Annotated in this window: 16 protein-coding genes; 11 read left to right on the top strand and 5 right to left on the bottom strand. The window is 68.1% G+C overall.

The window, feature by feature from the left end; all coding sequences use genetic code 11:
• Window positions 1–117 precede the first annotated feature (117 nt).
• Both IPK85_08320 and IPK85_08315 read right to left on the bottom strand, forming a co-directional pair.
• Window positions 118–3,759 (bottom strand): carboxypeptidase regulatory-like domain-containing protein, encoded by a 3,642-nt coding sequence (locus IPK85_08320; GenBank protein ID MBK8247385.1) that lies wholly within the window; start codon window positions 3,757–3,759, stop codon window positions 118–120.
• A 99-nt stretch (window positions 3,760–3,858) separates the two neighbouring features.
• Window positions 3,859–5,298, bottom strand: coding sequence for a decarboxylase (locus IPK85_08315; GenBank protein ID MBK8247384.1), 1,440 nt, complete (start codon window positions 5,296–5,298; stop codon window positions 3,859–3,861).
• Window positions 5,299–5,616: 318 nt separating this feature from the next.
• On the opposite strand from IPK85_08315, the gene IPK85_08310 reads away from it, so the two are divergent.
• The 3 genes from IPK85_08310 to IPK85_08300 all read left to right on the top strand — a co-directional run bounded on the left by IPK85_08310 (window position 5,617) and on the right by IPK85_08300 (window position 8,225).
• Entirely contained in the window at window positions 5,617–5,952 is a 336-nt protein-coding gene (locus tag IPK85_08310; protein ID MBK8247383.1) for a PQQ-binding-like beta-propeller repeat protein, read from the top strand.
• A gap of 113 nt (window positions 5,953–6,065) precedes the next feature.
• Window positions 6,066–7,607: a DUF853 family protein gene (locus IPK85_08305; GenBank protein ID MBK8247382.1), complete on the top strand. Its 1,542-nt coding sequence runs from the start codon at window positions 6,066–6,068 to the stop codon at window positions 7,605–7,607.
• A 48-nt stretch (window positions 7,608–7,655) separates the two neighbouring features.
• Window positions 7,656–8,225 carry an NUDIX hydrolase gene (locus IPK85_08300; protein ID MBK8247381.1) on the top strand — a complete coding sequence of 190 codons (570 nt, stop codon included), beginning with the start codon at window positions 7,656–7,658 and terminating at the stop codon, window positions 8,223–8,225.
• On the opposite strand, the gene IPK85_08295 is transcribed toward IPK85_08300, so the two are convergent.
• Window positions 8,222–8,941, bottom strand: a complete 720-nt coding sequence (locus IPK85_08295) for a TonB family protein (protein MBK8247380.1) — start codon at window positions 8,939–8,941, stop codon at window positions 8,222–8,224. The two genes, IPK85_08300 and IPK85_08295, sit on opposite strands and share 4 nt — an antisense overlap.
• Window positions 8,942–9,057: 116 nt before the next feature.
• On the opposite strand from IPK85_08295, the gene IPK85_08290 reads away from it, so the two are divergent.
• From IPK85_08290 to IPK85_08270, 5 genes are all read left to right on the top strand, one after another.
• The gene (locus tag IPK85_08290; GenBank protein ID MBK8247379.1) at window positions 9,058–10,725 is read left to right on the top strand and encodes a carboxypeptidase regulatory-like domain-containing protein; all 1,668 of its coding nucleotides are present in this window, start codon (window positions 9,058–9,060) and stop codon (window positions 10,723–10,725) included.
• A complete protein-coding gene (locus tag IPK85_08285) occupies window positions 10,722–12,398 on the top strand; it encodes a carboxypeptidase regulatory-like domain-containing protein (protein MBK8247378.1) in 1,677 nt (558 codons plus the stop codon). The genes IPK85_08290 and IPK85_08285 overlap by 4 nt, the downstream gene beginning before the upstream one ends.
• Window positions 12,399–12,556: 158 nt before the next feature.
• Window positions 12,557–15,703: a glycosyl hydrolase gene (locus IPK85_08280; protein MBK8247377.1), complete on the top strand. Its 3,147-nt coding sequence runs from the start codon at window positions 12,557–12,559 to the stop codon at window positions 15,701–15,703.
• Window positions 15,704–15,792: 89 nt separating this feature from the next.
• A complete protein-coding gene (locus tag IPK85_08275) occupies window positions 15,793–17,784 on the top strand; it encodes a chloride channel protein (GenBank protein MBK8247376.1) in 1,992 nt (663 codons plus the stop codon).
• A 108-nt stretch (window positions 17,785–17,892) separates the two neighbouring features.
• Window positions 17,893–19,803 (top strand): S9 family peptidase, encoded by a 1,911-nt coding sequence (locus IPK85_08270; protein MBK8247375.1) that lies wholly within the window; start codon window positions 17,893–17,895, stop codon window positions 19,801–19,803.
• Between the two features lie 72 nt (window positions 19,804–19,875).
• Here the strand turns inward: IPK85_08270 and IPK85_08265 are convergent, their stop codons facing one another.
• Window positions 19,876–21,042, bottom strand: coding sequence for a hypothetical protein (locus IPK85_08265; GenBank protein MBK8247374.1), 1,167 nt, complete (start codon window positions 21,040–21,042; stop codon window positions 19,876–19,878).
• Between the two features lie 221 nt (window positions 21,043–21,263).
• Here IPK85_08265 and IPK85_08260 point away from each other — a divergent pair, with 221 nt between their 5' ends.
• The 3 genes from IPK85_08260 (at window position 21,264) to IPK85_08250 (ending at window position 23,199) form a co-directional block, all read left to right on the top strand.
• Window positions 21,264–21,800, top strand: coding sequence for a hypothetical protein (locus IPK85_08260; GenBank protein ID MBK8247373.1), 537 nt, complete (start codon window positions 21,264–21,266; stop codon window positions 21,798–21,800).
• A 9-nt stretch (window positions 21,801–21,809) separates the two neighbouring features.
• Window positions 21,810–22,262, top strand: coding sequence for a hypothetical protein (locus tag IPK85_08255; protein MBK8247372.1), 453 nt, complete (start codon window positions 21,810–21,812; stop codon window positions 22,260–22,262).
• An 85-nt stretch (window positions 22,263–22,347) separates the two neighbouring features.
• A complete protein-coding gene (locus IPK85_08250) occupies window positions 22,348–23,199 on the top strand; it encodes a hypothetical protein (GenBank protein ID MBK8247371.1) in 852 nt (283 codons plus the stop codon).
• 27 nt (window positions 23,200–23,226) lie between these two features.
• On the opposite strand, the gene IPK85_08245 is transcribed toward IPK85_08250, so the two are convergent.
• Window positions 23,227–24,711, bottom strand: coding sequence for a beta-lactamase family protein (locus IPK85_08245; protein ID MBK8247370.1), 1,485 nt, complete (start codon window positions 24,709–24,711; stop codon window positions 23,227–23,229).
• Between the last annotated feature and the right edge of the window lie 61 nt (window positions 24,712–24,772).

Below are 24,772 nucleotides of genomic sequence, written 5' to 3'. Positions count from 1 at the left end.
TGCGCGACGCGCCAGGAACGGCACGGCCGCAGTCTCAAGGTCGTCCCGCCGCGGCACGCGGAGACCCGCCAGGTCCCTTGATTCCACTTCCCCTTCCCTGACGGGCCCCGCGACACCTCAGAAGGCGATGAACACCTCGAACATCCCCTGGTTCTGGAACAGGCGAACAAACGCCGGATTGAAGAACTGGCGGACGAACTCCGGGAGTTTCTCGACTTGGTCCTCGCGCAGTTGGCGGCGCATATCGGCCATGAACTCCGAGAAGATCGGAAGCACCTTCTGGCGCGTGTCTCGCACCCGTTGCAGCGCCTCCTTCAAGTCGTACGTGTCGCCCAACGCGCCGAGCCAGTCGGCCGTCGGCGCCCAGGCTGCCTCCATGCGATCCTGCACGCGGCGCTGCAGGGCGTTCAGCGAGTCCACCTGCGCCGCGGTCAGACCGAGCGAATCCCGCATCTGCAGGAGCTGCGGCAGCGGATTGAAGGGGATGCGGGCGTAGGTCTGCCGAAAGCGCGCACTCACCAGCCGGTCCCCCTTGCGCGTCCTGCCGAGCGACAGCTCACGCGACAATTGCTGTTGATCGTTTGGCGGCCCGAGGCGGAACCGAGCCTCCAGGGCCAACCGGAAAGGAGCCCGGAACGCCGTGCGCGAGGCGCGGGCATCGCCGAACCGCGGGTTCACTTCGTACTGGAAACGCTGGCGGGCGGGATCAAAGCCGCGCACGTAGAGCAAGGTCGGATCGGCGAAGCCCGCCTGTCCCCAGCCCCGCAGGTCGTTCCCGTTCACCAGCTGGTCGACCCCGCCTAACGGGTTCCACGCCGTCAGCGACAGGTTCATCCGCGTTGGTACCCCCAGGCGCCCCGGGAGCACGTTCATCACGAGCCCCATGGTCTGCGTCCAGGGGCCTCGGCAGGAGTTGAGTCCCGCAAAGCGGCCGGCCTGCGCGCGCAGGCAATCGCGCACGTACGACGGGCCCCCTGCCGCCACGGCATCGATCGCGGTTGCCAAGGCCGGATCACCGACGCCGCGACCGGCAATGAAGGCGCGATCACCAGAGACGCCGTCACCGTTCACGTCGCCACCCACGGTAGGAGTGAACGGTGTCCCCGAACTCAGCCGATGGTTGAGGGTCAGCCGGAATGGCCACCCCTGTACACCAAGGCTGAACTGCGTCGCCACTTGATGCCGTGGTGCAAAGCCCAATGGCCCCCACTCCACCAGCCGTGGATCCCCAATCCCGGATCCACCGAAACCACGCTGCTGGCCCCGCGTCGCGGTCTGCGTCCAGGTGACGTTCCAGAAGTAGTTGTTCGAGAACCGGCGCGGGCTGAGCGACAGGATCAGCTGGCGGCTCTCCGAACGCAGGTCGGCGCGCTGCACGTTGACCTGCCCGAAGGCATCCACCAACCGACTCCCGCGCGGCGAGGTCGCACCCGTGCGCGGATCGATCCCGGCCGCCGTGACGAACACGGGACGTCCCGCTTCGTCCGGCAGGGTGAACGCCGGACGTCCGGCAAAGTTGTGGTCGTAGTTCGATCCTTGATTGACGTTGCGCGCCCATGTGACATCGATGGTCGCACGCAGTGGACCCGCCACACGAGCCACCGACGCGTTGACGCGTTGGCTGCGCGAGGCATCCCAGTCCCCGCCGTAGGCGAGCACCCGCGGTACGGCGTCGGTCAGCAACCCACCCGTGGCCCCGTCGAGGCAACGTTCCGGCGTGGACGCCGCGTCATCCCACACGGGTTGCGGCGCCGCCGCACCAAAGCAGGAAAGCTGGCGCCAGCCACTCGGCAGCCCCGTCGCGTCGAACGCCCCAGACAACAGGGTCGCCGGCACCATGTTGCGATACTCGCCCACGGTGGCGCGTATGGTCCAGATCTTTCGCTCATCGAAGAACGCGGGCGGCCCTGTCGGTGACTGCTTCGGCAGGTTGAAGGTGTGCCGAAAGCCCAGCCGCGGGCTGAGGCGCCAACGGTTCGGTGCACGATCGGTGCGGATCCCGAACTGCCGCTCCACCTCCGGGTTGTAGCCCGGTAAGCGCGTGAAGTAGTTCCCCTCCAGGCGCAGCCCTCCTTGCACCGCGGTGGCGTCACCCACGCGCCAGGAGTCGCCGATGGACGTGAACCAGTTGAATCCCGCCGCGTCGCGCACGCGTGGCGTCAGGTTGCGCGTGAACGACGCCGGTACCCCCCGAGCCAGGTCATCGAGGGAGTTGTACGTCCAGGTGCCGAGCGCATTCTGCGCGGATTCCTGCGACGACCAGGCATACTGCAGGCTGGAGGCGAGCTTGAGTCGGTGCTTGTTGTCCGCGGAGACCCACGAGGTGTTCGACTGAAGCTCCCAGTTGCCGCTGCGGCTTTCATCGGCGAGGCCGGCGTTGCCCCCGAACCCCAGCGAGGTGGTGCCGGCTGTCCCGTCCACCAGCTGCGACTGCACACGCACACGCCCCGACGGCAGGTCGAGCCATGGCTCGCTCGCACGTCGCGTGTAACCCGCCGCTCCCTTGAACTCCTGCAGGAAGGCCTGGCGATAGTACTTCGACCAGGTGTATACGGCCGAGGCGCCGCGGGTGGTGCTCTCCCCGCCCGCCGCCAAGGGCGAGGTCGGTCCGATGCCAAGCCCGCGCGAGCGGCCGGCGTTCAGCGTGGTGACCAGGTTGGCCGCGGTCGTCCCGGTGGGCGACAGATCAAAGCGACCGATGAGGGTCGCGTTGTCGTTCACCCGCTGGCTCCCGAATCCCGCGAGGGTGAGCGGAATGCCTGCCCCGGTGACCAACTGTTCAAAGCGGTTTAGCGAATCCCGGGACAGGCCGACCGCCTGAAGCGCCTGCCCATCCAGCCCGAGCAACGAGGCGAGGTCGCTCGTCCGTCGCGTGACCTGGAACGAGGTGTTGTAGTAGATGCGATCCTCCACGATCGGCCCCTGGACCGCGGCACTCACCAGCACATTGCGGAACTCCTGCCCCAGGCGCGCCGCCGCGCGATCCGTTGCCTGGAGCGTGGGATCCTCGATGTTCACGACCGCGTTGTAGTTCCGGAAATTGGACCCGCTGGACACATACATCTGCGCCAACCCGCCGGTGAAGCCACCTCGTGAGGGATCCGCCGAGTTGGTCGACATGATCGGGAATGCACCACCGGCTCGTGGGATCTCCACGCCGGACATCTGCATCCCCTGGAACATCATGTTGTTCTGGTCGCCGCCGAGCCCAAGCGCCGAGAACCCGCCCATGCTGCCATCGGAGCCGAGGATGGGGGACAGGCCGGGGCTGAGTGCGGCCCACGAGGCAAGGTCGTTTGCGTCGCCGGCGGTCGGCATACGGCCGCCGAAGAAGTTTCCACCACCGAGTTCATCGCCAAACGGATTCTCACGCTGCGGCCGTGGTCGTCGTGCCTGCACGCGCACTGCCGCCATCGTTTGTGGCTGGGTGCCGAGGCGGAAGTCGGCGACGAGCGAGCTGGGCGAATCACCACGTGTGAGAAAACGCTGGTCGGGACGCAGCCCCGGCGCCTGCGCCCGCACGAGGTAGCGTCCGCTCCCCCCCTCCACCGAGACGCTGTAGCGACCATCGACCCCGGTTCGCCCCGCAGTGGTCGTGCGCGCGGTCGTGTCCATGACGACGATGGTCGCCCCGGCCACCGCGGCGCTGTCCGGGCCGATGACCCGTCCCGTGATGACGTCCGCCTTTGCCTGGGCCTGAATCCCCGGCGCCGCCCCCAGCGCCAACACGCACCCAACCCACCAGCAGCCAGTCCACATGCCGACACTCCGACAGGGGTCGGCCCATCTTGCGGGATTTAGGTTGCGCCGTCGAGGTACGCGGGATTAGGACTTGATTAAGCTCCCGTGAGACGACGATTAGCGTGTCGCCGCCGCGTAACCGGTCAGCCGCCGAATGGTCTCCTCCACCTCGGCCACCCGCGCCCCGGGGTTGATCGCGCAGATGCGCAGCACCGGACGACCACCCACGAGGGTCGACATCACCAGGGCGTAGCCGTCCAGGCGCATGTCGTCCACCACGCGCCGCACGATGGTGTCCTCCTGCACGGCGGCATACCCACCGTCCCCGCGCCAGCGGAAGGTGATCACCCCCATCTGGGCCGGCGTGACCACCTCCCAGCGCGGGTCCGCGCGCAACGCGCGCTCCGCCGCCTCGGCCATGTCGAACCCCACATCCACGCCACGACGGAACTCGGCGAGCCCAAACGCCCGCAGCGAGAGCCACAACTTGAGCGCCTTGAACGACCGCGTGAGCTGCGGCCCCATCTCGTAGAAGTTGACCTCTTCACTGATGTGGCGCGTGACGTCCGTGAGGTAGTCGGCATGGTCGTCGTCGCTCAACCGAAACGCGGTGCGCAGGGTGCGCGCATCGCGCACGAGGAGGCAGCCGAGTTCATAGGGCTGGAACATCCACTTGTGCGGGTCCAAGGTGATGGAGTCTGCACGACCGAGCCCGTCGAGCGCCTTGCGCCCACGCTCGCTGATTACTGCTGCCGCTCCGTACGCGCCGTCCACGTGCATCCACAGCCCCTCGGCTGCGCAGAAGTCCGCGACTTCATGCAGCGGATCCACCGCCCCCGTGTTGGTCGTCCCGCCGTTCACCACCACGCAGAATGGCCGGCGTTCGGCCATCCGATCCTCCAGGACCATCCGCGCCAAGGCACCAACGTCCAGCCGCAGCCGCGCGTCCGTGGGGACCACGCGCCGCTGCTCGCGCCGGAACCCGAGGATGCGAAACCCCTTCGCCAGCGAGGAGTGCGTCTGGTCCGAGCAATAGAGCACGCCCCGCTCGTCGGGCCCGCCGAGCTTCACCTCGCGCGCCGTCGCGATCGCCGAGAGATTGGCCATGGACCCGCCACTCAGGAGGATCCCCGCTCCTTCCTGCGGGAGTCCGCAGAGTTCCTTGAGCCAGTCGATGACAATGATCTCGACCTGCGATGCCCACGACGACGCCATCCAGTGCCCCATGAACGAGTTGTGGGCACTGACCAGCAAGTCCGCGACGACGGAGACGAAGTTCGTCGGGCTCGGGACAAACGAATAGAAGCGCGGATGGTCGGCGTGAAAGAGCGGCGGGAAGACGTGGCGCTCCACGAAGTCGATCAGTTCCCTGGGATCCGAGCCATGTTCCGGGAGTGGGGTGCGCAGCACCGCCTCGGTTTCGGCACGCGAGGGCATGGCCATCGCCACCGGGGCGTCGCGCAACGTGGTGATATATCGAATCGCGGCCTCGAGGGCGTGGTGCCCCAGGGCGCGCATCTCGGCTTCGGGAAGTTCCAGCGGGGTCTTTTCGTGCATGTCGGCGGTGTGCGGAGGCGTTGGCTGACAACTTCCTCGCTCGCCGGAGCGCCGACGCGACCAACCCGCCTGGCCAAGTACGGGACCGGCGGACCCCGCGCGCCGTGATCGGCCGTCGGCCCCGCCCCCCCCCCGCCGGGGCCCCCCCCCCCCCCGCCCCCGCCTGCTCGGCGAGGAAGAGGACCACCCCGGCGGCGCCTGAGTACAGGGTCCTCGGCACCGCGGCCGTTCAGTCGCACATGATGAACTCCTCCTCACGCTGGTGCGGGAATCCTGCCAACTTATGGTCCCGTCTGAACCTCCTTCCCGCAAGGTCACATGCCCCCGCGTCGTCCGACCCTCGTTTACATCGGCATCAAGGGCCACGTCATTGCCCTCAATCGCCTCACGGGCGAGATGGTGTGGAAAACAGCCCTGAAGGGCCAGTTCTACACGCAGGTCACCCGCGACCAGGAGTTCCTCTACGCCACGGCGAAGGGCGAGATGTGGTGCCTCAACCCGCAGGATGGAAAGGTCATCTGGCACAACAACTTGAAGGGGATGGGTTGGGACCTGGCCAGCATTGCGAGTGACTCGCCACTCATGCCCGTCAGCGAGATCGGTCCGAGCGCAACTTCAGCCAACCGGCAGCGTAGTGCCGCGGCGGCTGGCTAACCGTTCGGACAGGGGCGGCCGCACGGCGCCGCGCGAAGTCCCCGACGCTGGCTCCTCGCAGTCCCCAGCGCGGCCTCCCACCTCACTGATTCAATACTCCCGAGAAGACGTTCATGAATCCCCACGTCATCGACTCTGCGCGCGCCGCGTTCACCACCAAGGGGACGGCCATCACCCTCGGCGCCGTCGTGCATGAGGGCGAATGCCACCCGGAACCGCTCGTGCAGGTCCCGCTGGCCATGCTCAACCGGCATGGACTGATCGCCGGCGCGACCGGCACCGGAAAGACAAAGTCACTGCAGCTCATCGCCGAACAGTTGTCGGCGAACGGCGTCCCCGTCTTCCTGGCGGACATCAAGGGCGACCTGTCCGGCGTTGCCGTGCCGGGTGAGTCCAACGAGAAGGTGACGAAGCGGGCGTCGGATACCGGGTATGCGTGGCATGCGACCGGCTTCCCCGTGGAATTCCTGTCGTTGACGGGGGCGAAGGGAGCGCAGCTGCGTGCGACGGTCTCGAGCTTTGGACCGCTGCTGATGTCGCGCGTCCTCGGGCTGAACGAGACGCAGGCGTCGGTGCTGGCGATGGTGTTCAAGTACTGCGACGACAAGGGCTTGTTGTTGCTCGACCTGAGCGACCTGCGCGCCGTCCTGCAATTCCTCTCGGATGACGGGGCCGATGAACTCAAGGCCTACGGCGCGATGTCCAAGGCCACGGTCGGGGTGTTGCTGCGCGAGATGATTGAGCTGGAGCAGCAGGGGGCGGAGAATTTCTTCGGGGAGCCGATGTTCGACCTCGATGACCTGCTGCAGGTCGAGCGGGACGGACGCGGGTTGGTGAGTGTGCTGTCGTTGTCCGACGTGCAGCAGCGCCCCGCGTTATTCTCGACCTTCATGCTCTGGATGCTGGCCTCGCTGTACAACGAGCTGCCGGAAGTCGGCGACATCGAGAAGCCCAAGCTGGTTTTCTTCTTTGATGAGGCGCACCTGCTGTTCGACAACGCCAACGACGCGTTGATGGACCAGATCGAGCAGGTGGTGCGCTTGATCCGGTCCAAGGGCGTGGGCGTGTTCTTCATCACGCAAAGCCCGAAGGACATTCCCGAGACGGTGCTCGCTCAGCTGGGGAACCGGGTGCAACATGCGTTGCGCGCATTCACCCCCGACGACGAGAAGAACCTCCGCGCGGCGTCCCGCACATTCCCGCGCACCGAGTACTACGACGTGCAGCAGGTGCTGACCACGCTCGGCATCGGCGAGGCGATGGTCGTGACGCTGCAGGCGAACGGGGCGCCGACGCTGCCGTTCATCTCCCGGATGATCCCGCCGCAGTCCCGCATGGGCCCGCTCACCGACCCAGAGCTGGCGCAGCGCCTGTCCACGCCGCAGGTGAAGAAATACGCGACCGCCGTCGACAACGAGAGTGCCCGCGAGATGCTGGCCGCGCGGGTGGTGGACGCCCCGGAGGAGGAGGCGGAAGCGCCGAAGGCAAAGGCGAAGGCCAAGGAAGATGAAGGTGGGTTCCTGGGTCGCGTGCTCGACTCCAGCATCGCCAAGAGCATGGTGCGCACGGCGGCTGTGGCGATCACCGGACGTCTCGTGCGCGGGATGATGGGATCGCTCTTGCCGAGCCCGCGGCGTCGCACGCGCCGCCGGTAGCCGCTGGCCCTATCTGCCGTCTGCCTTTCGTCCCCCCTCTCGCAACTCGTGACGACCCGCGTCCTCACCCGCGACCCACGCGGGTTTCACGTCCTCGAACTCCTCGACGCCTTCACCCCCGCGGACGCGCGCGAGCGGGCGCACCACGCGCAGATGCTCGACCTGTTGGCCACCACCACGTCGCCGTTCGTTCGCGACCAGTTCGAGCCTGGTCACTTCACCGCCAGCGCGCTCGTGATCTCACGCGATGCGGAACAGGTGCTGCTCATCCATCACCCCACGCTCGCCCTCTGGCTACAACCCGGGGGGCACATCGAGCCCAGTGACCCGACCCTGGTGGCCGCCGCGCATCGCGAGGTCCTCGAGGAGACCGGGCTCGACGCGACCATCAGCCCTGCCTGTTTCGACCTCGACATTCATGAGATCCCCGCGCGGGGCGCGGCGCCGGCGCACCTGCACCACGATCTGCGCTTCCTGGCCGTGGTCGAGGGGCTGCCGACCCCCGCAAGCCTGGAACGGGTCGAGGCCCGCTGGCTCTTCCCGCAGGACGCGGCGGCGCTCACCACCGACGCGAGCGTCCGCCGCATGCTGCAGGAGGCCTTCCCGGGGCGTGCCTAACGCTTGAGGGCGAAGGCGAACGCCTGCTCCACCCGCTGCCGCACCCGGTGCCGCCCGAACTCCGCCGGCACAAAGCGCGACTTCAGCAACACCTGCCGGACCTCACGCTCGAACAACGCGTGGTCGCTCTTCGTGAAACGGATCGACTCCGGCTCCACGCGCCCCGTCGTATCCACGACGAACTGCGCGTAGACCGCCCCCTCGACGCCGGCCGACGCCAGGAACGAGGGATACTTTGGCGTCGGGTTCCCGGCACGCGCCTGCACCGCCTTCTCCACCATTGCCTCCGTCAGCGGCTCGTTGCCGACCACCCCGGTGCCGACGCCCGCAGGGGTCGAGTCGCGCGTCGCCACCTTGAACGAGTCAATCAGCGTGGTCCCGATGCGGGTGTCGACTGGCGGCAGCCCCTCCGGGATCACGGCCAGGTTGACCGGCTTGACGACCATGTTGGGCACCGGCGGCACGTCCGTGGGTATCTCCGGGGGACGCGGCGCCTCAGGCGGCGGCTCCGGGGCCGGCGGCTGCTGTCTGGGTACCACGTACACGAGATCCACGGGAGCCACCGGCTCGTACATCGTCTCGACCGTCTTTCCGGTGGCCACCACGGTCCCGCCAATGAGCGCCGCGTGCAACAGCGTGCTCACGGACGTTCCACCAAAGGAACGCTTGCGTTCGCGTGCGGACTCGGGAAGCTTGACCTTCATGCGGGCGGACATCGATTCCTCCATCGGTGTGTGGGATGGCCTGCGCGGTTCCCTCTCCTGCTACCCCTAACGTCGGCCAGCGTGGTGAAACTGCGGTTATCGATCCATTACGATCGGGTGAAGGCTCCGTGAGGATTCGGTGGCGTCTCCTGTCGCTCGCAAGCCTCGTGGCGGCGCTGGCGCACGCGCAGGTCGTCCGGGGCACCGTCACCGACGCCCTCACCCGCGCCCCGATCTCCGGGGTCGTCGTGCAGCTCGATGACGCCGGAGTGGAAGGCGCCGCGCCGCGTCGCGCCGCCGTCGCCGTCCTCACCGACGCGCGTGGCGAGTTCGCGGTGCAGGCCAGTGCGGCGGGCCGCTTTGTCCTCACCGCCAAGCGCGTGGGCCTCAAGCGTTACGCCTCCCCGCCCTTCGCACTCGGCGTTGGTGATGCACGCCGTCACGACATCACGCTCGAGGCGATCGACTTCACCGCGGCACTCCCGGTCATCGAGGTCGTCACGGACGCACCGTGCTCGATCCGCCCCAACGAGGCCGCGCAGGTCGCTGTGCTGTGGGACGAGACCCGCGCAGCGCTCACGGCCAGTCGCCTCGCCCTGCGGGATCGGCTCTTCACGGCGACCATGGTCCGGTACACGCGGCAACTCAGCCCGTCGTCGCTCCGGATCACCCGCGAGGAACGCAGCGTCAGGCGCGGGACCACGGAACGCCCATTCCGCGCGCTCACGCCTGAGGAGTTGTCGAACAAGGGGTACATGCAGGCCGACCCCGACGGGGCCTACAGTTTCTTTGCGCCCGACGCCGAGATTCTCACCTCACCGGAGTTCCTGCGCGACCATTGCTTCTCCCTCGTTCCCCGCGCACGGGAGGGGCTCGTGGGCCTGGCCTTCGAACCCCTGCTCGACCGCACGACGCCGGAGATCCGGGGATCGTTCTGGATGGACAGCGCCTCGCACGAGCTGCGCCTGGTCGAATTTCGCTACCTTAACGTATCGCAGGTCGTGCCACGCGGCGACCCACGCGGCGAGGTCCGGTTTTCGGTTACGCCAAACGGGACCTGGTACGTGTCGCGGTGGTTCATCCGCATGCCGGAACTCGGGATCGCCCGATCGTCCGGGTTGCCGGGCTCCACCGCCCCCATGGAAGTGCTGCGCTACAAGGAGGATGGTGGGGAGGTCACGCCGGACGGTGCACGATCAACGTCCCAATCCGCGTCCCTCACCGGACGCGCCACAGACTCCACGGGTCACCTGCCCCTGCGAGGTGCAACTGTCCGTTTGTCTGGCACTGCACATCGCGCCACCACACGGGCGGATGGCTACTTTCGGCTCGATTCCCTGCCGGCTGGCGGCTTCACCCTCATCCTCGAACACCCGGATTACGAGGCCCTTGGACTGCTCGCGGCCGAGCAGGAGCTGGATATTGCCGAAGCCAGCCAGTCGGTGACCGCACTCCGGGCGATCGGCACCGAGCCGCTGTTGCGTCGGTTGTGCGACCGCGCGGAGATGGACGAGGATCGCGGGGCGCTGCGACTCGTGGTGACGCGCCCCGATGTCACCACCGTCCGGATACGCTTCGACACCTTCGAGAAGCCGAACTCCGGTGCCACGTCCATACGTATCACGCCACAGACCGAAGTGAGCGGGCTCGATGAAGCGCGGAGCGCCACCTTCTGCAACATCCCGGCCCGGCAACCGCTCCGCATCGAGCTGCTCGGTGCCGATAGGGCCCTCGTGGCGCGTGATTCGCTGCGACTCCGACCGGGCAGCATCCACGCGCTGCGCATGCCACCATGAGGGTGCGCCTCCGCGCCGCAGCGCTCGCCGCACTGTCGCTCCTCGCGCCATGGGTGGTCGAGGCCCAGCTCGTGCGGGGCCACCTCACCGAGCGCGCGACCGCATCACCGTTAGGCGGGGTGGTCGTCGAGGTCTTCCCGGAGGGCGGGTCGCAACGCAGCGGCGCCGCGCTCTCCGCCGCCGACGGCACCTTCGCCATCCGGCTTCCCGCCGCCGGTCGATACATCCTCAGCGCCAAGCGGATTGGCGTCCGCCGCGTGCAGACAACCCCCTTCGACGTGGGACCCGGTGAAACGGTCGTGCGGGACCTGCAGATCGAGGCGGTCCTCTACACGCTGCCAGAAGTCGTGGTCACGGGCCTCGCCACCTGCGCACGCAACGGCAACGTGGCCCGTATCGCCTCCCTCTGGGAAGAGGCACGCACGGCGTTGTTTGCCTCGCAGCTCTCGCTCCGCGATGAGCTGTTTCGCGCCCATGTGACGCGCTACGTCCGCGAGCTCGAGCCGCGCGACGCACGCATCCTCAGCGAGACGCGCAGCGAGGTCGCCGGTGTCGTCTCACGCCCTTTCACCTCGGTCGATCCCGACTCCCTCTCGCTCAAGGGATACTGGTGGAGCGAGACCGACGGCAGCACGACATACTACGGCCCCGACGCCGAGGTGCTCCTCTCCGACGCCTTCGTGCGAGATCATTGTTTTGAGGAACGGCGGCAGCGCAATCGCCCCGGGCTCATCGGACTCGGCTTCCGTCCACTGCCGGAGCGCACCCTGCCGGACGTGATCGGCACGGCCTGGCTCGACGAACGCACCTTCGAACTCCGATTTGTCGAGTTCACCTACTCCCGCGGGATCCCGAATGCCACCAGTGCCTTTGTCGGCGGCGAGGTCCACTTTGCGCGACTCGGCAGCGGCGCCTGGATCGTCCGTCGGTGGTTCATTCGCCTCCCGATCGCCGCACGGCCGACGTCCCCGCTTACCACGCCGCTCACCACGGCGCCCTGGCTGCTGGTACGGCCGACCAACCTTCCGTTAAGAGAGGAGGGCGGCGAGGTAGCCGCCGAGGAGTTCGTGCGAGGCACGAGCCTGGCCAGCATCGCCGGTATCGTGCGCGACAGCGCCAACAGACCCTGGGAAGGGGCCCGGATTCGCCTCGCCGGCAGCCGACTGACCGCCATCGCCCGTGGCTCGGGGGCGTTCACCGTCGACTCGGTCCCGAATGGCAGCTGGTCGCTCCTGGTCGAGTCGCCGGGATATGACTCGTTAGGCCTCGCGGCCGCCGAGGCCCGCGTGGAGGTGCAGCAGGGCCGCGCCCCGCGCGTGACGCTGCGCGCGTTCAACGCCCGGGACATCTTCACCCGCTTGTGCCCCGGCCGCACGGCCCGTCGGGGCACGGGCGCCCTCCGGCTCTCCCTGCGCACCAGCGATGGCGACTCCCTCGTCGCCAACCTCCCCCTGCAATTGACCTGGACGCGGGTCGTGAGCCGGACGCGTTCGGAGCCCGCCGTCCGGGAGCTGACCACCGACGGCTACGGGCGCGCGACGCTGTGCGACCTCCCCGCAGGGATCGAACTGACCGTCGTCGCGGCGCGCCTGGGCGGCGGTGCGATGGAGCCAGTGCGGGTGACCGTCCCGGATCGGGGGGTGAAAGGGCTGATGATGCGGGTGGACAGGTAGAGACGGCAGACGCGGGGACAAAGCCCAACGGCGACTTCGCCCGCAAGGGCAGCGGCATGGTGCCGCAACGGGCGGCCAGGCAAGTACTTTCGTAACTGGAGCGCTCCCCTCCCCACCGGAGCGATCCCTCGCCCCACGACTCGCACCAGCGACCCCCGATGCGCATTCTCGTCGCCCTTGCCACACTCGCCCCAGTCCTCGCTGCCGCGCAGCCACGCGCTGCGGTCAACGTGGACACCGCCGTCTACGCCGGCCTCAAGTACCGGATGATCGGCCCCTTCCGCGGCGGACGCTCCACCGCGGTCACCGGTGTCGCCGGCCAGCCCCACCTCTATTACATGGGGAGCACCGGCGGGGGCGTCTGGAAGACCGAGGACGCCGGCAACCGCTGGGCGAACATCTCCGACGGCTTCTTCGGCGGCTCCATTGGCGCGATCGACGTCGCCAACTCCGACCCCAACGTCATCTACGTCGGCACCGGCTCGGCGGACATTCGCGGCAACTCGTCGCAGGGGCGCGGCGTCTGGAAGTCCACCGATGCCGGGCGCACTTGGTCGTTTGTCGGCCTGCCGGAATCGGGCGCAATCCGTCGCCTGGCGATCCACCCGACCAACCCGGACGTCGCCTGGCTCGCCGCCCTCGGCCATCCCTTCGGCAAGAACCCCGAGCGCGGCGTCTTCCGCACGAGGGATGGCGGCAAGTCGTGGGACAAGGTCCTCTTCCTCAACGACTCCACGGGCGCCTCGGACATCGTCGTCAACCCGGCCAACCCGCGCATCCTGTACGCCGCCATGTGGCGCGCCGAGCGCAAGCCGTGGACGATGATCTCCGGCAGCCGCGAAGGCGGCATCTACAAGTCGACAGACGGCGGGGACAGTTGGAACAAGCTCGGCGGCGGATTGCCGAGTGGGCTGACCGGCAAGATCGGCATCACCGTCTCGGCCGCGAATCCCGATCGCCTCTGGGCAATCATTGAAGCGGAGCCGGAGGGTGGCGTCTATCGCAGCGACGACGCCGGTAAGACGTGGACGCGCACCAACAGCGAGAACAACCTGCGCCAGCGCGCCTGGTACTACACGCGCATCGAGGCCGACCCGCAGAACGAGAACACCGTCTACGCCCTCAACACGGGGCTCTACCGGTCGGTTGACGGTGGCAAGACGTTCGCTTCGATCGACGTGCCGCATGGCGACACCCACGACCTCTGGATCAATCCCACGAACGCGCGCCTGATGGTCCTCGGCGACGACGGTGGAGCCGTGGTCTCCCTCACGCAGGGCAAGAGCTGGTCGTCGATGAACGCGCAGCCCACGGCGGAGTTCTACGACGTGGTCGTCGACAATGGCTTTCCGTATCGCGTGTACTCGTCGCAGCAGGACAACACCAGCATCTCCATTCCCGCGTGGAGCGGCCCGAACATCCTCCACCCGATGAACGAGTGGAAGTATGCGTCGGGCTGTGAGACCGGCCCGGTGGCGCTGCACCCCGATCGCCCCGAGGTGATCTGGGGCGGCTGTTATGGTGGTGCCATCAATCGCTGGGACCTCACGACCGACGACCGTCGCAACATGATCGCCTATCCGCAGCTGCAGCTGGGGCAGGCGGCGAAGGACCTCAAGTATCGGTTCCAGTGGGTCGCGCCCATTGTCGTGTCGCGCCACGACCCCAACGTCGTGTACCACGGCGCGCAGGTGGTGCTGCGTTCGCGTGATGCAGGAACGACCTGGGAAGCCATCTCCCCCGACCTCACGACCAACAACAAGGAGCACCAGAGCGCGTCCGGCGGCCCGATCAACAACGACATCACCGGCGTCGAGATCTACAACACGATCTTCGCGATCTCGGAGGATCCGAAGGACGCACGGACGTTGTGGGCCGGGTCTGACGATGGCCGCCTGCACATCACGCGCGATGGCGGTCGCTCCTGGCAGGAGATCACCCCCCCGGGGATGCCGGCGCTTGGCACCGTCGAGAACATCGACCTCTCGGCGCACCAGGACGGACGCGCGTGGGTCGCCGTGCAGAAGTTTCGCATGGATGACCATCGCCCCTACATCTTCCGCACCGACGACTACGGCCGCACCTGGCGCGCGGTGACGGCTGGTCTCCCGTCCGGTTCTCCGGTGCGCGCCGTGCGCGAGGATCCCGCGAAGGACGGGCTGGCCTACGCCGGGACGGAGCATGGCCTCTTTGTCACCTTTGACGGTGGTTCCTCCTGGCAGTCGCTGCAGCTCAACCTTCCGGTGACCCCGGTCGCCGACCTCCGGGTCCACCGCAACGACCTCGTGGTCGCGACCCAGGGACGTTCGCTCTGGATCCTCGACGACCTCACGCCGCTGCACCAGGCCGCCGCCGTCGCCCGCACCGCCGCCGCGCACCTCTACAAGCCGCGTGATGCCTATCGCATCCAGGTTGGCGGTGGTGGTGCCGGCGGTGTGGAGAATGCACCGGACGCGCTGCCCAACGGCGCGATGTTCCACGTCTTCCTGCGCCAGGCGGCCACCGCCGAGGTGACCCTCGATGTGCTCGACGCGCGCGGGCAGGTGGTGCGAGCGTTTAGCAGCGATACCGCGAAGGCGCGCGAGCGCCAGCTCCCGCCCCTCCAGACGAAGGCAGGGATGTTCCGCGTGACCTGGGACCTCACCTACGCGGGACCCAAGCCGGTGAAGGGCCAGGTGGTCTGGGGCTACAACGGCGGGGTGAAGGCACCACCGGGTGAGTACACCGTGCGACTCACCGCCAACGGCGTCACGATGTCGCAGACCTTCCGGTTGCTTGCCGATCCCCGTCTCACCACGCTCACGCAAGCAGACTACGACGAGCAGTTCCGGCTCGGCAGCGCGATTCGTGACTCCATCAACGTTGTGCAGAACGCCCTCGAGACCATTCGTGCCGTCCGCGAGCAGGCCCAGCGCGCCGTGGAGCAGGCCGCGCGCATCAACCAGGACGGGGCCGTGCGCCCGGCGATCGACTCGCTCACCGGCAAGCTCGGCAGTGTTGAGCTGGACTTCTCACAAGTGAAGAGCCAGAGCGGCCAGGATCCCATCCGCTTCGCCGGCAAGCTCGACAACCAGCTGATGGAGTTGTACGGCTTTGTCACCGGGAGTGACGGGTATATCGCCGGCGGGCCGAAGGGACGCCCGGCGCCTGCGGCCGCGGCGCGACTCGCCGACCTCGGCAAGGAGCTCGCGCCCGCGTCGGGGCGGCTCCGCACCATTATCGAGCGCGATGTCGCCGCGCTGAACGAGTTGCTCAAGCGGCTCGGGCTTGGGGCGATCGTGCTGCCGCGGGGGACGGTGATGTAGGTCGCGTCTGTACCGCCGCGTCGCCCATTCATCGAGAAATCCGGCCATAACGTTCGGACGGAGGCCAGCGAGCGTCTATCTTGCGGAACATGCCGCCGGTTCCTCCTTCCCACGGTGCTCCTCGTCCGCTGGATCGCCTGCTGGGCGTGCTCGCGCACTTCGGTCGCCTGGGTGAGCGCGCGGCTCGTGCGGTGCGCGCCGCCGAGGTTCAGGCCCGACGGCGCACCCGTCAGCTCACCTTCGGGCCGCGCCGCGCCGCCGCCGGAGGCTGGGACGAGTTCGTCGAATGGTTCGGCACCCTCGACCTCTCCGAGAATGCCGTCCTCCTCGCGTTTGCCGTCGTAATCGGCGCGGCCGCCGCCCTCGGCGTCGTTGGCTTCTACTCGCTGGTGGATCTCAGCGACGCTTTGTTCATCCGCTGGCCGGGCGCACGCGTCGAGGCCCTGCGCAATCCCGCCTACCGCCCCCTGCTCACTGCCCTTGGCTTCGTGGCGGCCGTGTCGGTCATGCGCCGATGGGCGCCGCGCGAAGAGGGACTCAACGTCCCCGACCTCAAGCGACGAGTCAAGCGTGAGGGTGGTGTCGTCCCCTTGCAACCGCTCGCCGCGCGGAGTGTGTCGAGCGCCGTAACCCTTGGCGCCGGCGGCTCCGTGGGAGCCGAGGGGCCGGCCGCGGTGCTTGGTGGCGGCCTGGGCTCCGTGCTGTCGCGCGCCTTTCGCTTCTCGCGTGACCGCACGCGCCTGTTGGTCGCAGCGGGGACTGCGGCCGGTATCTCGGCCGCCTTCAATGCTCCGTTGGCGGGTGCCTTCTTCGCCCTTGAAGAGGTCCTGGGCGGCCTGCAGGTCGCCGCCTTCCCCACCGTCGTGGTCGCGAGCGTCGTGGCATCGGTGATTTCCACTGCCGTGTTTGGTGTACATCCGGCGTTCCCGGTGCCCAACCTGCACCCGTCGCGTTCGTGGTTCGAACTGCTCGCCCTGCCACCACTCCTCGGCCTCGCCTGCGGGTTGGTGACGGTGGTGTTCGTGCGCACGTATTTTGGGGTCGGCGAGGCCGTTGCCCGATCACCACTCACGCCACGTACAAAGGCCGCGCTGGGCGGAGCCACCGTGGGACTCATGGTCTGGCTCTCGAACGGTCTCCTGCTCGGGCCAGGCCATCTCGCGATTCCTGCCGAGGTGTTCGGCGGCGTGGCCTGGTACGTGATCCTCGCCCTCTGCTTCGCGAAGATCGTCGCGACAGCACTGACGCTCGGGACCGGTGGCTCCGGGGGCTTGTTCGCGCCCTCGATGTACGTGGGAGCGGCCACTGGTGCGGCCCTGGCTGGACTGCTGGGCGCACTGCTACCCTCGCTTGGAGTACAGCCCGCCGCGTGGGCGTTTGTCGCCATGGGTGGCGTGGTGGGGGCTGCCACCGGTGCGCCTATCACCGCGATCCTGCTTGTGTTTGAACTCACCGACGACTACGCCCTCATGGCGCCGCTGATGCTCGTCACCGGGCTCGCGATCGTCGTCGCACGCCGCTTTGAACGTGACGACCTGTACAGTGGCTGGTTGCGTCGGCGAGGAGTCGTGCTCCAGCAGCCCAGCGAACGCGACGTGCTCGCGCGGTTGCGCGTGAAGGATGCGTACGACGCCACCCCCCTCATCCTGCACGAGCACGAGGCCATCGAGCCCGTGCTTCGTCGGGTGGCGTTCTCCGCGCAACCCTTGTTCCCGGTCGTGGACGCCGCAGGACGACTCGCCGGCATCCTCCCGGTCAGCCTGCTCGCACAAGCTGCGCGCAACCGGGACGCCTTGCCGGCGCTCATTGTCGGGGACCTGCTGGTCGCCACGCCGGCCGTCTCACTCGAGGCCGGGCTCGAGGAGGTGGTGCGTCGACTCGGCTTGCGCGACCTGGCGGCGCTACCCGTGGTCACCTTGCCGGGCGGTGAGCTGGTCGGGTTGGTCACACGCGCCCACGTAACGCGCGTCGTCGAGCGGGCCCTCTTGCTCGACAGCGGCGAACCGGCGGCGGCCACGGAGCGAGTGTTCGATCCCGATCCCGCAACCCGCGCGGCCACGGACCCCGGCCAGCACAGCTAGACCGCGGGGGCTAAAGCGGCCTCACTCCGGGGTATTGTCCCGAGCCCCGGACGGCTCGCGCGACGGGAGCGTAGAGCGCATACTCCGTCGACCCTGAATCGGATCCCCATGCGCCGCACTCGTGCCTTTGCTCTCGCATCCTTCACGATCGTCGGTGCATCGACGCTCGCGGCCCAGGTGGACACACCGCCGTCGATCGACCTATTCCAGTCGGTGCTGTCCGCCATTGGTGCCGGAGAATCCCCGGTCTGGTCAAGCGACGGCACGCGACTGATCTACATCGGCGGCGACGGTGCCCTCGCGTCCGTGGGGGTAAATGGTGGGGCTCCTACCCGACACACACCATCGCTCGGCGGGGCGTCGCAGCTTCGTCGCTCACCCGACGGCCGTTTGGTGACGTATGTGAAGGGAGTGGAGGGAGGGAACGACGTCTTCGGCTTCGACATCGCGGCGGGCACCGAGCGCCGCATCACGCGCCTCTCCGGCCATGTGCGATCATACGCCTTCTCGCCCACCGGCGACCGGATCGCCCTGGCCAACGACCGAAACGGAAGCGAGGACGTGTATGTGGTGGATGTCGAGACGGGCGTCGCCACGCGCCTGACCTCGTCCCCGCTGTACGAGGGCTTTCCCTCGTTCACGCCCGACGGCAGCCGGGTGCTCTACACGCGCCTCGACTCGCGCTGGGTCGACCACGATGTCTTCTCCATTCCGGCCGTGGGCGGCCCGGCGCGCCTTGTGCTCAGCGACAAGGACTACTTCGACTATCGACAGGGCGCGTCCTTCGGCTTTGCGCGCGTGTCACCCGACGGGAAGACCATCCTCTTCCGCTCGCAGCGCAGCGGGTGGGCCAACTACTGGCTCGCCCCACTGGCCGGCGGTACGCCGCGCCCGCTCGCGGTAGAGCGCGCCGACCAGAGCGACGCGCGGTGGTCCCCCGACGGAAGCCAGGTGCTCTTCCTCTCGATCACGAACGGGACGCAGTCGTTGAAGGTGGCGCCGGCGACTGGAGGGACGGCCCGCACCGTCGTGGCTCCGCCGGTGGGGCTGCTGTCGCGCGCGGAATGGTCGCCCAATGGGCACTTCATCTCGTACGCCTTCGGCACGCCGACGCGTGCGCCGGACCTCTTCGTCGTGCCCGCGGCCGGTGGAACGCCCCGGCAGCTCACCGACTCCGACCCCGAAGGCGCCATCGCCTCGCAGCTTATCGAGCCCGAGAAGATCGCCTGGACCAACGAGGGCCTCACGATCAACGCCTATCTCTACAAGCCGAAGGGGTTGCGGGCCGGTGACCAGGCGCCGGTCATCATGTACGTGCACGGGGGCCCGACGCAGCAGTTCTTGGACAACTACCAATTGCAGCCGCAGTTCTTCGCCAGTCGCGGATACGTCGTGATCGCGCCCAACGTGCGGGGCAGCTCCGGCTACGGCAAGCGCTTCGAGGACGCCAACAACCGCGACTGGGGACACGGCGACCTGCGCGACGTCCTCGCGGGGGTGACGTGGGCCAAGCAGCAGGCGTATGTGAATCCCGGGAAGATCGGGATCACGGGGATCAGCTACGGCGGGATGCTCACGATGTACGCCACCTCGTTCGCCCCCGGCGTGTTCCAGGCGGCGATCTCGGGCTCCGGCTACGGGGACGTGACCGACTTCCACACAGTGGTGCCGCAGCTTCAGCACAGCCAGCTGCTCCACTACGAACTGGGGCGCTGGCCCTCCACGCCCGCCGTGGACTCGATCTACCGCCGCAGCTCGGCCATCCACAAGGCAAAGGATGCGACCGCGCCAGCGATGCTCATCCACGGCTTCGGCCTGGACGTGCTCGATACCGAGTACGCGGCGTGGAAGTACGCACGCGAGCTGGCGAAACACTCCAAGGTGGTGGAGTACCGGAAGTACCCTAACGAGACCTACTACGTCTACGGCCGGGAGAACACGAAGGCGATGCTGGGCGAGATGCTCGACTTCTTCGATCGCTACCTAAAGGACGGTTCGGTGGATCACAGCGGGCGATAGGGGACGCCGACGCACTACCGGGTTGGAAGGGACCCGGCAGTGCGACCGGCCAGCGCTATCGCTGCCGGTACCTCACTCTCGTTTGCGCGTGTACACGCCGCCACCAACGGTCACCAGTCCACCCGTATCGTCGAGGCCGAACAGGAGCCGCTCGACCGACCCGTCGTCATACGTCAGCTCGATCGCATAGCCGTCCGCGCGATAGCGTCCGGCCTTTGTCGCGCGGGTGGAACCGGTCGTCACCCCACGATTGGATGACCCCGCGAATCCGCCTCGGGTGAAGCGGCCGTCGGGAAGGAATGACCAAAGGTCCTCGACCACCACCGCCGCATCCCCACCGACCGCGAGGTTGCCGGTGCCGCCCAATGAGCGATACTCGCCACTGAGCGACTGCCCGGCGCGCGCCGGGGTCAGGCGATAGACCCCGACGAACTCACGCTCCAGGCCATCACGCGCGCGCTGGGTACTGAGCATGCGCACCTGCCACGTGGCCCCGGCGCGCGTGACCACGTGCCCCCAAGCGTGCGATGCCGTGTCTCGACTCGCCACGGGATCGAACGCCGCGCCCGCCAACGATGGATCGATGAACACCGAGCCGTCCGCATAGTGCAGGAACGGGCGATACGCAAAAGCGATCATGCCGCCATATCCCGTCGTGGTCACGCGACGGAGATAGACCCCCTCAAGTTGGGTCGCGCCCTGCACGGAATTGCGCTGCGTCGGCTCGGGGGTCGCCGCGGCCGTGGACGATCGCGCTGCGCTCGGGAGGGGTATCGGACCTGGCGCGGAGGGGGTCACCGCGGGTGGAGGGGCGCTCACCAGCGCCGCGCCCATCGTCGGCCGGAGGCGCACAAGATCCTTTTCGTGCTTCGCCCACGGCATCGTCGCTTCGAGAAAGGCACCCAAGGTGGCATACCGCGGCACGGCCATCCGGAGTGTGAGGTTGACCACCCCCTGCAAGCGGCGCACGTCAGCCTCCGCACCGGCGACGGCTTGCGGATACTGCGCACGCCCGACGCTATCGACCGCGGGAACCCCGGCGGCCCGCAACCAGCCGGCGATCGCGGAATCGTTGGCCGCCGCGGTGGCGGGATCCCTGGTACTGTACCGCTGCTGAGCGGCCCGCGCGATGAGGAGCTGCCCGTAGACGTTGCGGATGGAACGCTCGAGGGCAGCGTCCTGGCCGGGCAGCAACACGGGAACGCAGGTGAGGAACAGAAGGCAAACGACTCGAAGCATCTACTCGTGGCTACACAGGAGTGTCCGGACCAGGAGGCGCCAGCAGGGACCCCGCGGTGGTGCGTCGCGCGGCCCGGGTCGTAAGCTAAGGCCATCAGGTATCCAGGGCTGGCGGACTGTGCCGTGGACATGGCGCGCCTGCTTGTGCCAACCTGCCTTTCGCGGTAGAACACCCACGGCACCCAACAACCCGCGTCGACCCACGCAAGCCGAGTGTACCTGTGATTGGAATCGTTGGCCGCTACCTCCTCTCCGTCGCCCTGGTGCTATTCAGCAAGGATGCCTTTCGGCAGGCCCTGGGCGAGCTCCGCGACACCGAACCTGGCTCGCAGTTGTTTGCCGCGTTGCAGCTGGTGATCGGCGTGTCGGCGGCAGTGGGGGCCATCGGGGTCTTCAGGCGCGCACGCTGGGCAATGGCTGCCATCGCCACCTGGGGAATAACGACGGCGGGGCTGCTGGCCGCCCAACCACTCTTCGAGCCCATGGATGCGGAGGCGGAGCAGGGCATCTGGATTGGCGCTGCGGCGATGCTTGTCGCAGCGGTACTGGCAGCGTGGTATGCGCATCGGATTGCTACACCATTGCGTTCGGCGAATCCGAGCAACCAACGGCGGAGGTCGCCTGACGGGCTGCCTGACGGCACAGTAGCGGCTGAGCCCGTCCTCGCACCTGCACCCATCAACGCCGCTCCGCGCGTCCCGGCCGAACCGCTGCACGACGAGTCGCCGGTACGGTCGAACGCGCGGGTGCGCGACTAGGTTGATCGCATGCCGGCATCGCCCTGTGCGTCCTTCCGACGCAGCCTGATAGTCGTTGCCGCGGCGACCCTCCTCGCCTGCGACCGCAATCCCTACGACCCGACGCAGGTACCGCGGGTCGTCGCCACAACCGTAGGAACTGCGACCCTGACTATCTCCTGGCAGCCGGCCGGAGCCCAGCTCGTGCGGGTCTATCGCGGCGCCACGGCCGGCGATGGCTACACGGCGGCGCTCGTTTGGTCAGTCGCCGCCACGGCAGGGAACTCCCTCACTTCGCCTCTGTCGTACGGCACCACCGCCCCGTCGGGCGGCTCAACCGACGTGGCCAGTCGTCCCCTGGTTCCGGGTGAGGTGTACACGGTCCAGGTGACGCGGCAGGATCCGAGGGGCACAGGGGACGGGTTCACCAACACATCGAAGGGCTACGTGGGCACGGCCACCTTCACAGCGACGGCTCCTTAGGCATCGCCGAGGTCAAACCTTCTCAGCAGCTGGGAGATCCAAGGGGGGCGGCATCCCAACCCCCCTGCCCCACAGCGGAGACCTCGTGCGTACACTGGCTCGTCTGGTTGTCCTGTCCATGGGTGTCGCCCGCCTCGTGGAGGCCCAGGATCGCATCACCGAACTCCGCCCCGACCGTCAAGCTCACGTGCTCGTGCTCGGCATGTTTCACTTCGAGGACGCCGGGCTCGATGGCTACAAACCCACCTTCCCGTTTGACATCCGATCAACCGCGCGCCAGAAGGAACTCGAGGAAGTGATCGCAAGGCTCGCCGCCTGGAAGCCGACACGTATCGCGGTCGAGGCCGGCCTCTCACGGCAGGCGAGGCTCGACTCCCTCTTCCGCGTGTACCCCGGAAACGGGATGGACACCCTGAGCAACGAGACGTACCAGATCGGTTTCCGGCTCGCGCGCCGGCTCGGCCTCAGTGGCGTCTCGGCCATCGACGCCCCGGCGCGATCCCTCGATTCCACCATGACCGAGCATGAGTGGACGCGCCGAGAGAAGGCGCTCACGCCGGGGCCGCTTTCGGCAATCGACTGGGAGGCGCGTTTCGCGGCGATCTACCGTCAGGACGACTCGCTCAAGACGGTCCGGTCGTTGCGGGAAACACTCATGCATCTCAACAGCCCGGAGCGCCTCCGCGCCGGGCACGGGCACTACCTTGTCGGCAACCTCTTGAATGGCCCTGCGGGCGACTACTTCGGCGCCGACGGGTTCGTCAGCGCCTGGTACAACCGGAACCTCAGGATCTACAGCAACATCGCGCGCCTTATCCGGCGTGACGACGAGCGCGTCCTGGTCATTATCGGGGCCGGCCATGTCCCGATCCTGCGCGAGCTGCTGGTCAGCACACCGGTCCTGCGTCTCGATAACATCTCCGACGTCCTCCGGTAAGCCGGTGGGCGGGCCCGTTCGCTGCCCTCAGTTTGGGATGCGCTCGCCGCGCACCTCCCGACCTCCCAGGTTCCACCGAATCGCGGCGACTCGCCCGGTCGCGTCGCGCTCCACGGACAAGGCCGCGTCCGCCGTGAAGGTGAAGAAGAACTGGTCGCGGCGCTCCGCCAGGAGCGGCATCAGCCGGCGGCCCGCGGGGCCGGCGATGAGCTCGCCATCACGCTCGGCAATCTCGATCACCGACTCGGGGCCGGTGCGATAGCGCCCGACCATCGCTGCGCGATCCGCCGCCGACACGGCGATCGCCGTGCGGGTGCGCGGGGCGAGGTCTTCCCAGCCGTACTCTCGGGCGGCGGCGCGCACGTACTCCATCGCGACCTCGTCCCCATCGTCGGCGTTGGTCAGCACGACGATCCCGTCCCCGCGATCGAGGTACCCAATGGCGATCGAGCGAAAGCCATCGTTCCATCCCGTGTGACTGAACCGGAAGGGCGGGTTCCCCTTGAGCCCCACCCCGATCCCCTGCTCGTCGGCCTCGGCCCCCTGCAGCGTCATCATGGCGCGGACCGTGGCCGGCGACAGCAATCGCCCCGTGTCCCCACGCCAGGCGCGCTGCAGCTCAACAACAAAGCGGGCGTACTCCGACGGCGTGGTCCAGAGCGAGGCCGGCGCCTGTTCGGGCAGTACGCGCCAGCCGCCGGGTACCGGCTTGCCATCACCGAAGTACCCGTGCGCGATGTTGCCGCGGTTCGCCTGGTCCGCAAGCGAGGCATACGTTGAACGGGTGAGGCCAAGTGGGCGGAAGAGTCGCTCGAACGCCAAGGCATTGAATGCGCGGCTGGTGGCGTCGGTCATCACCTGTTGTGCGATGAGGTACCCGCCCCCCGAGTAGGCTGCCGCGGTCCCGGGGGTGCGCACCACCCGGATCGTGTCCGAGTTCGTTGGCCCTTCGCGGCGCAGGACCTGCTCAACGGTCGGCAGCGGGGCGCCTCGCGGGTACCCGTCAAACCCGCTCACCGAGACACCAGCGCGATGGCTCAACAGGAGGCGCATGGTGACCGGGTGCGCTCGCGTGAAGCTGTCCACGGGCACGCGCCAACTGCGGAGCCACCGGTTGACATCATCGTCGAGCGTGAGCGTGCCGTCCTGCACAAGGGAGAGCCCGATCGCCGCGGCCATCGGCTTGCTCAATGAACCGCCTTGCAGGATGGTGCTGGTATCCATCGGTGCGCCGGTCGTGCGATCGCGGACGCCATAGGCCCCGGCCCAGGCCAGCGTGCCGCCCCGAATGACGGCCACACTCATCCCGGCGACGTCGTGATGGGCGAGGCGCTCGCGGACCGACCAGCCGGAGTCTGGCGTCCCAGCCAGGGGGACCGAGGGAAGGAGCCGGCGTTCGATGCGGGCGATACGCGCGGAGTCGTTCGTTTGTGGTCGCGATATCTGGCCCGGCAACACGCTGGCGGCGCCGAGGCAAGCGCAGAGCGCCGTGACGCGAATGAGGGGGGTCATGATCGTTGGATGCCGGCCGCGCGGCGGACGTGTAGTCGGCTGGGCCCTGTCCCTCGTTGAA

The sequence above is a fragment of the Gemmatimonadota bacterium genome, from assembly GCA_016712265.1.
GTDB lineage: Bacteria > Gemmatimonadota > Gemmatimonadetes > Gemmatimonadales > Gemmatimonadaceae > RBC101.
Note: the sequence above shows the minus strand (reverse complement) of the source record. Positions and strands in the feature narration are given on the sequence as shown.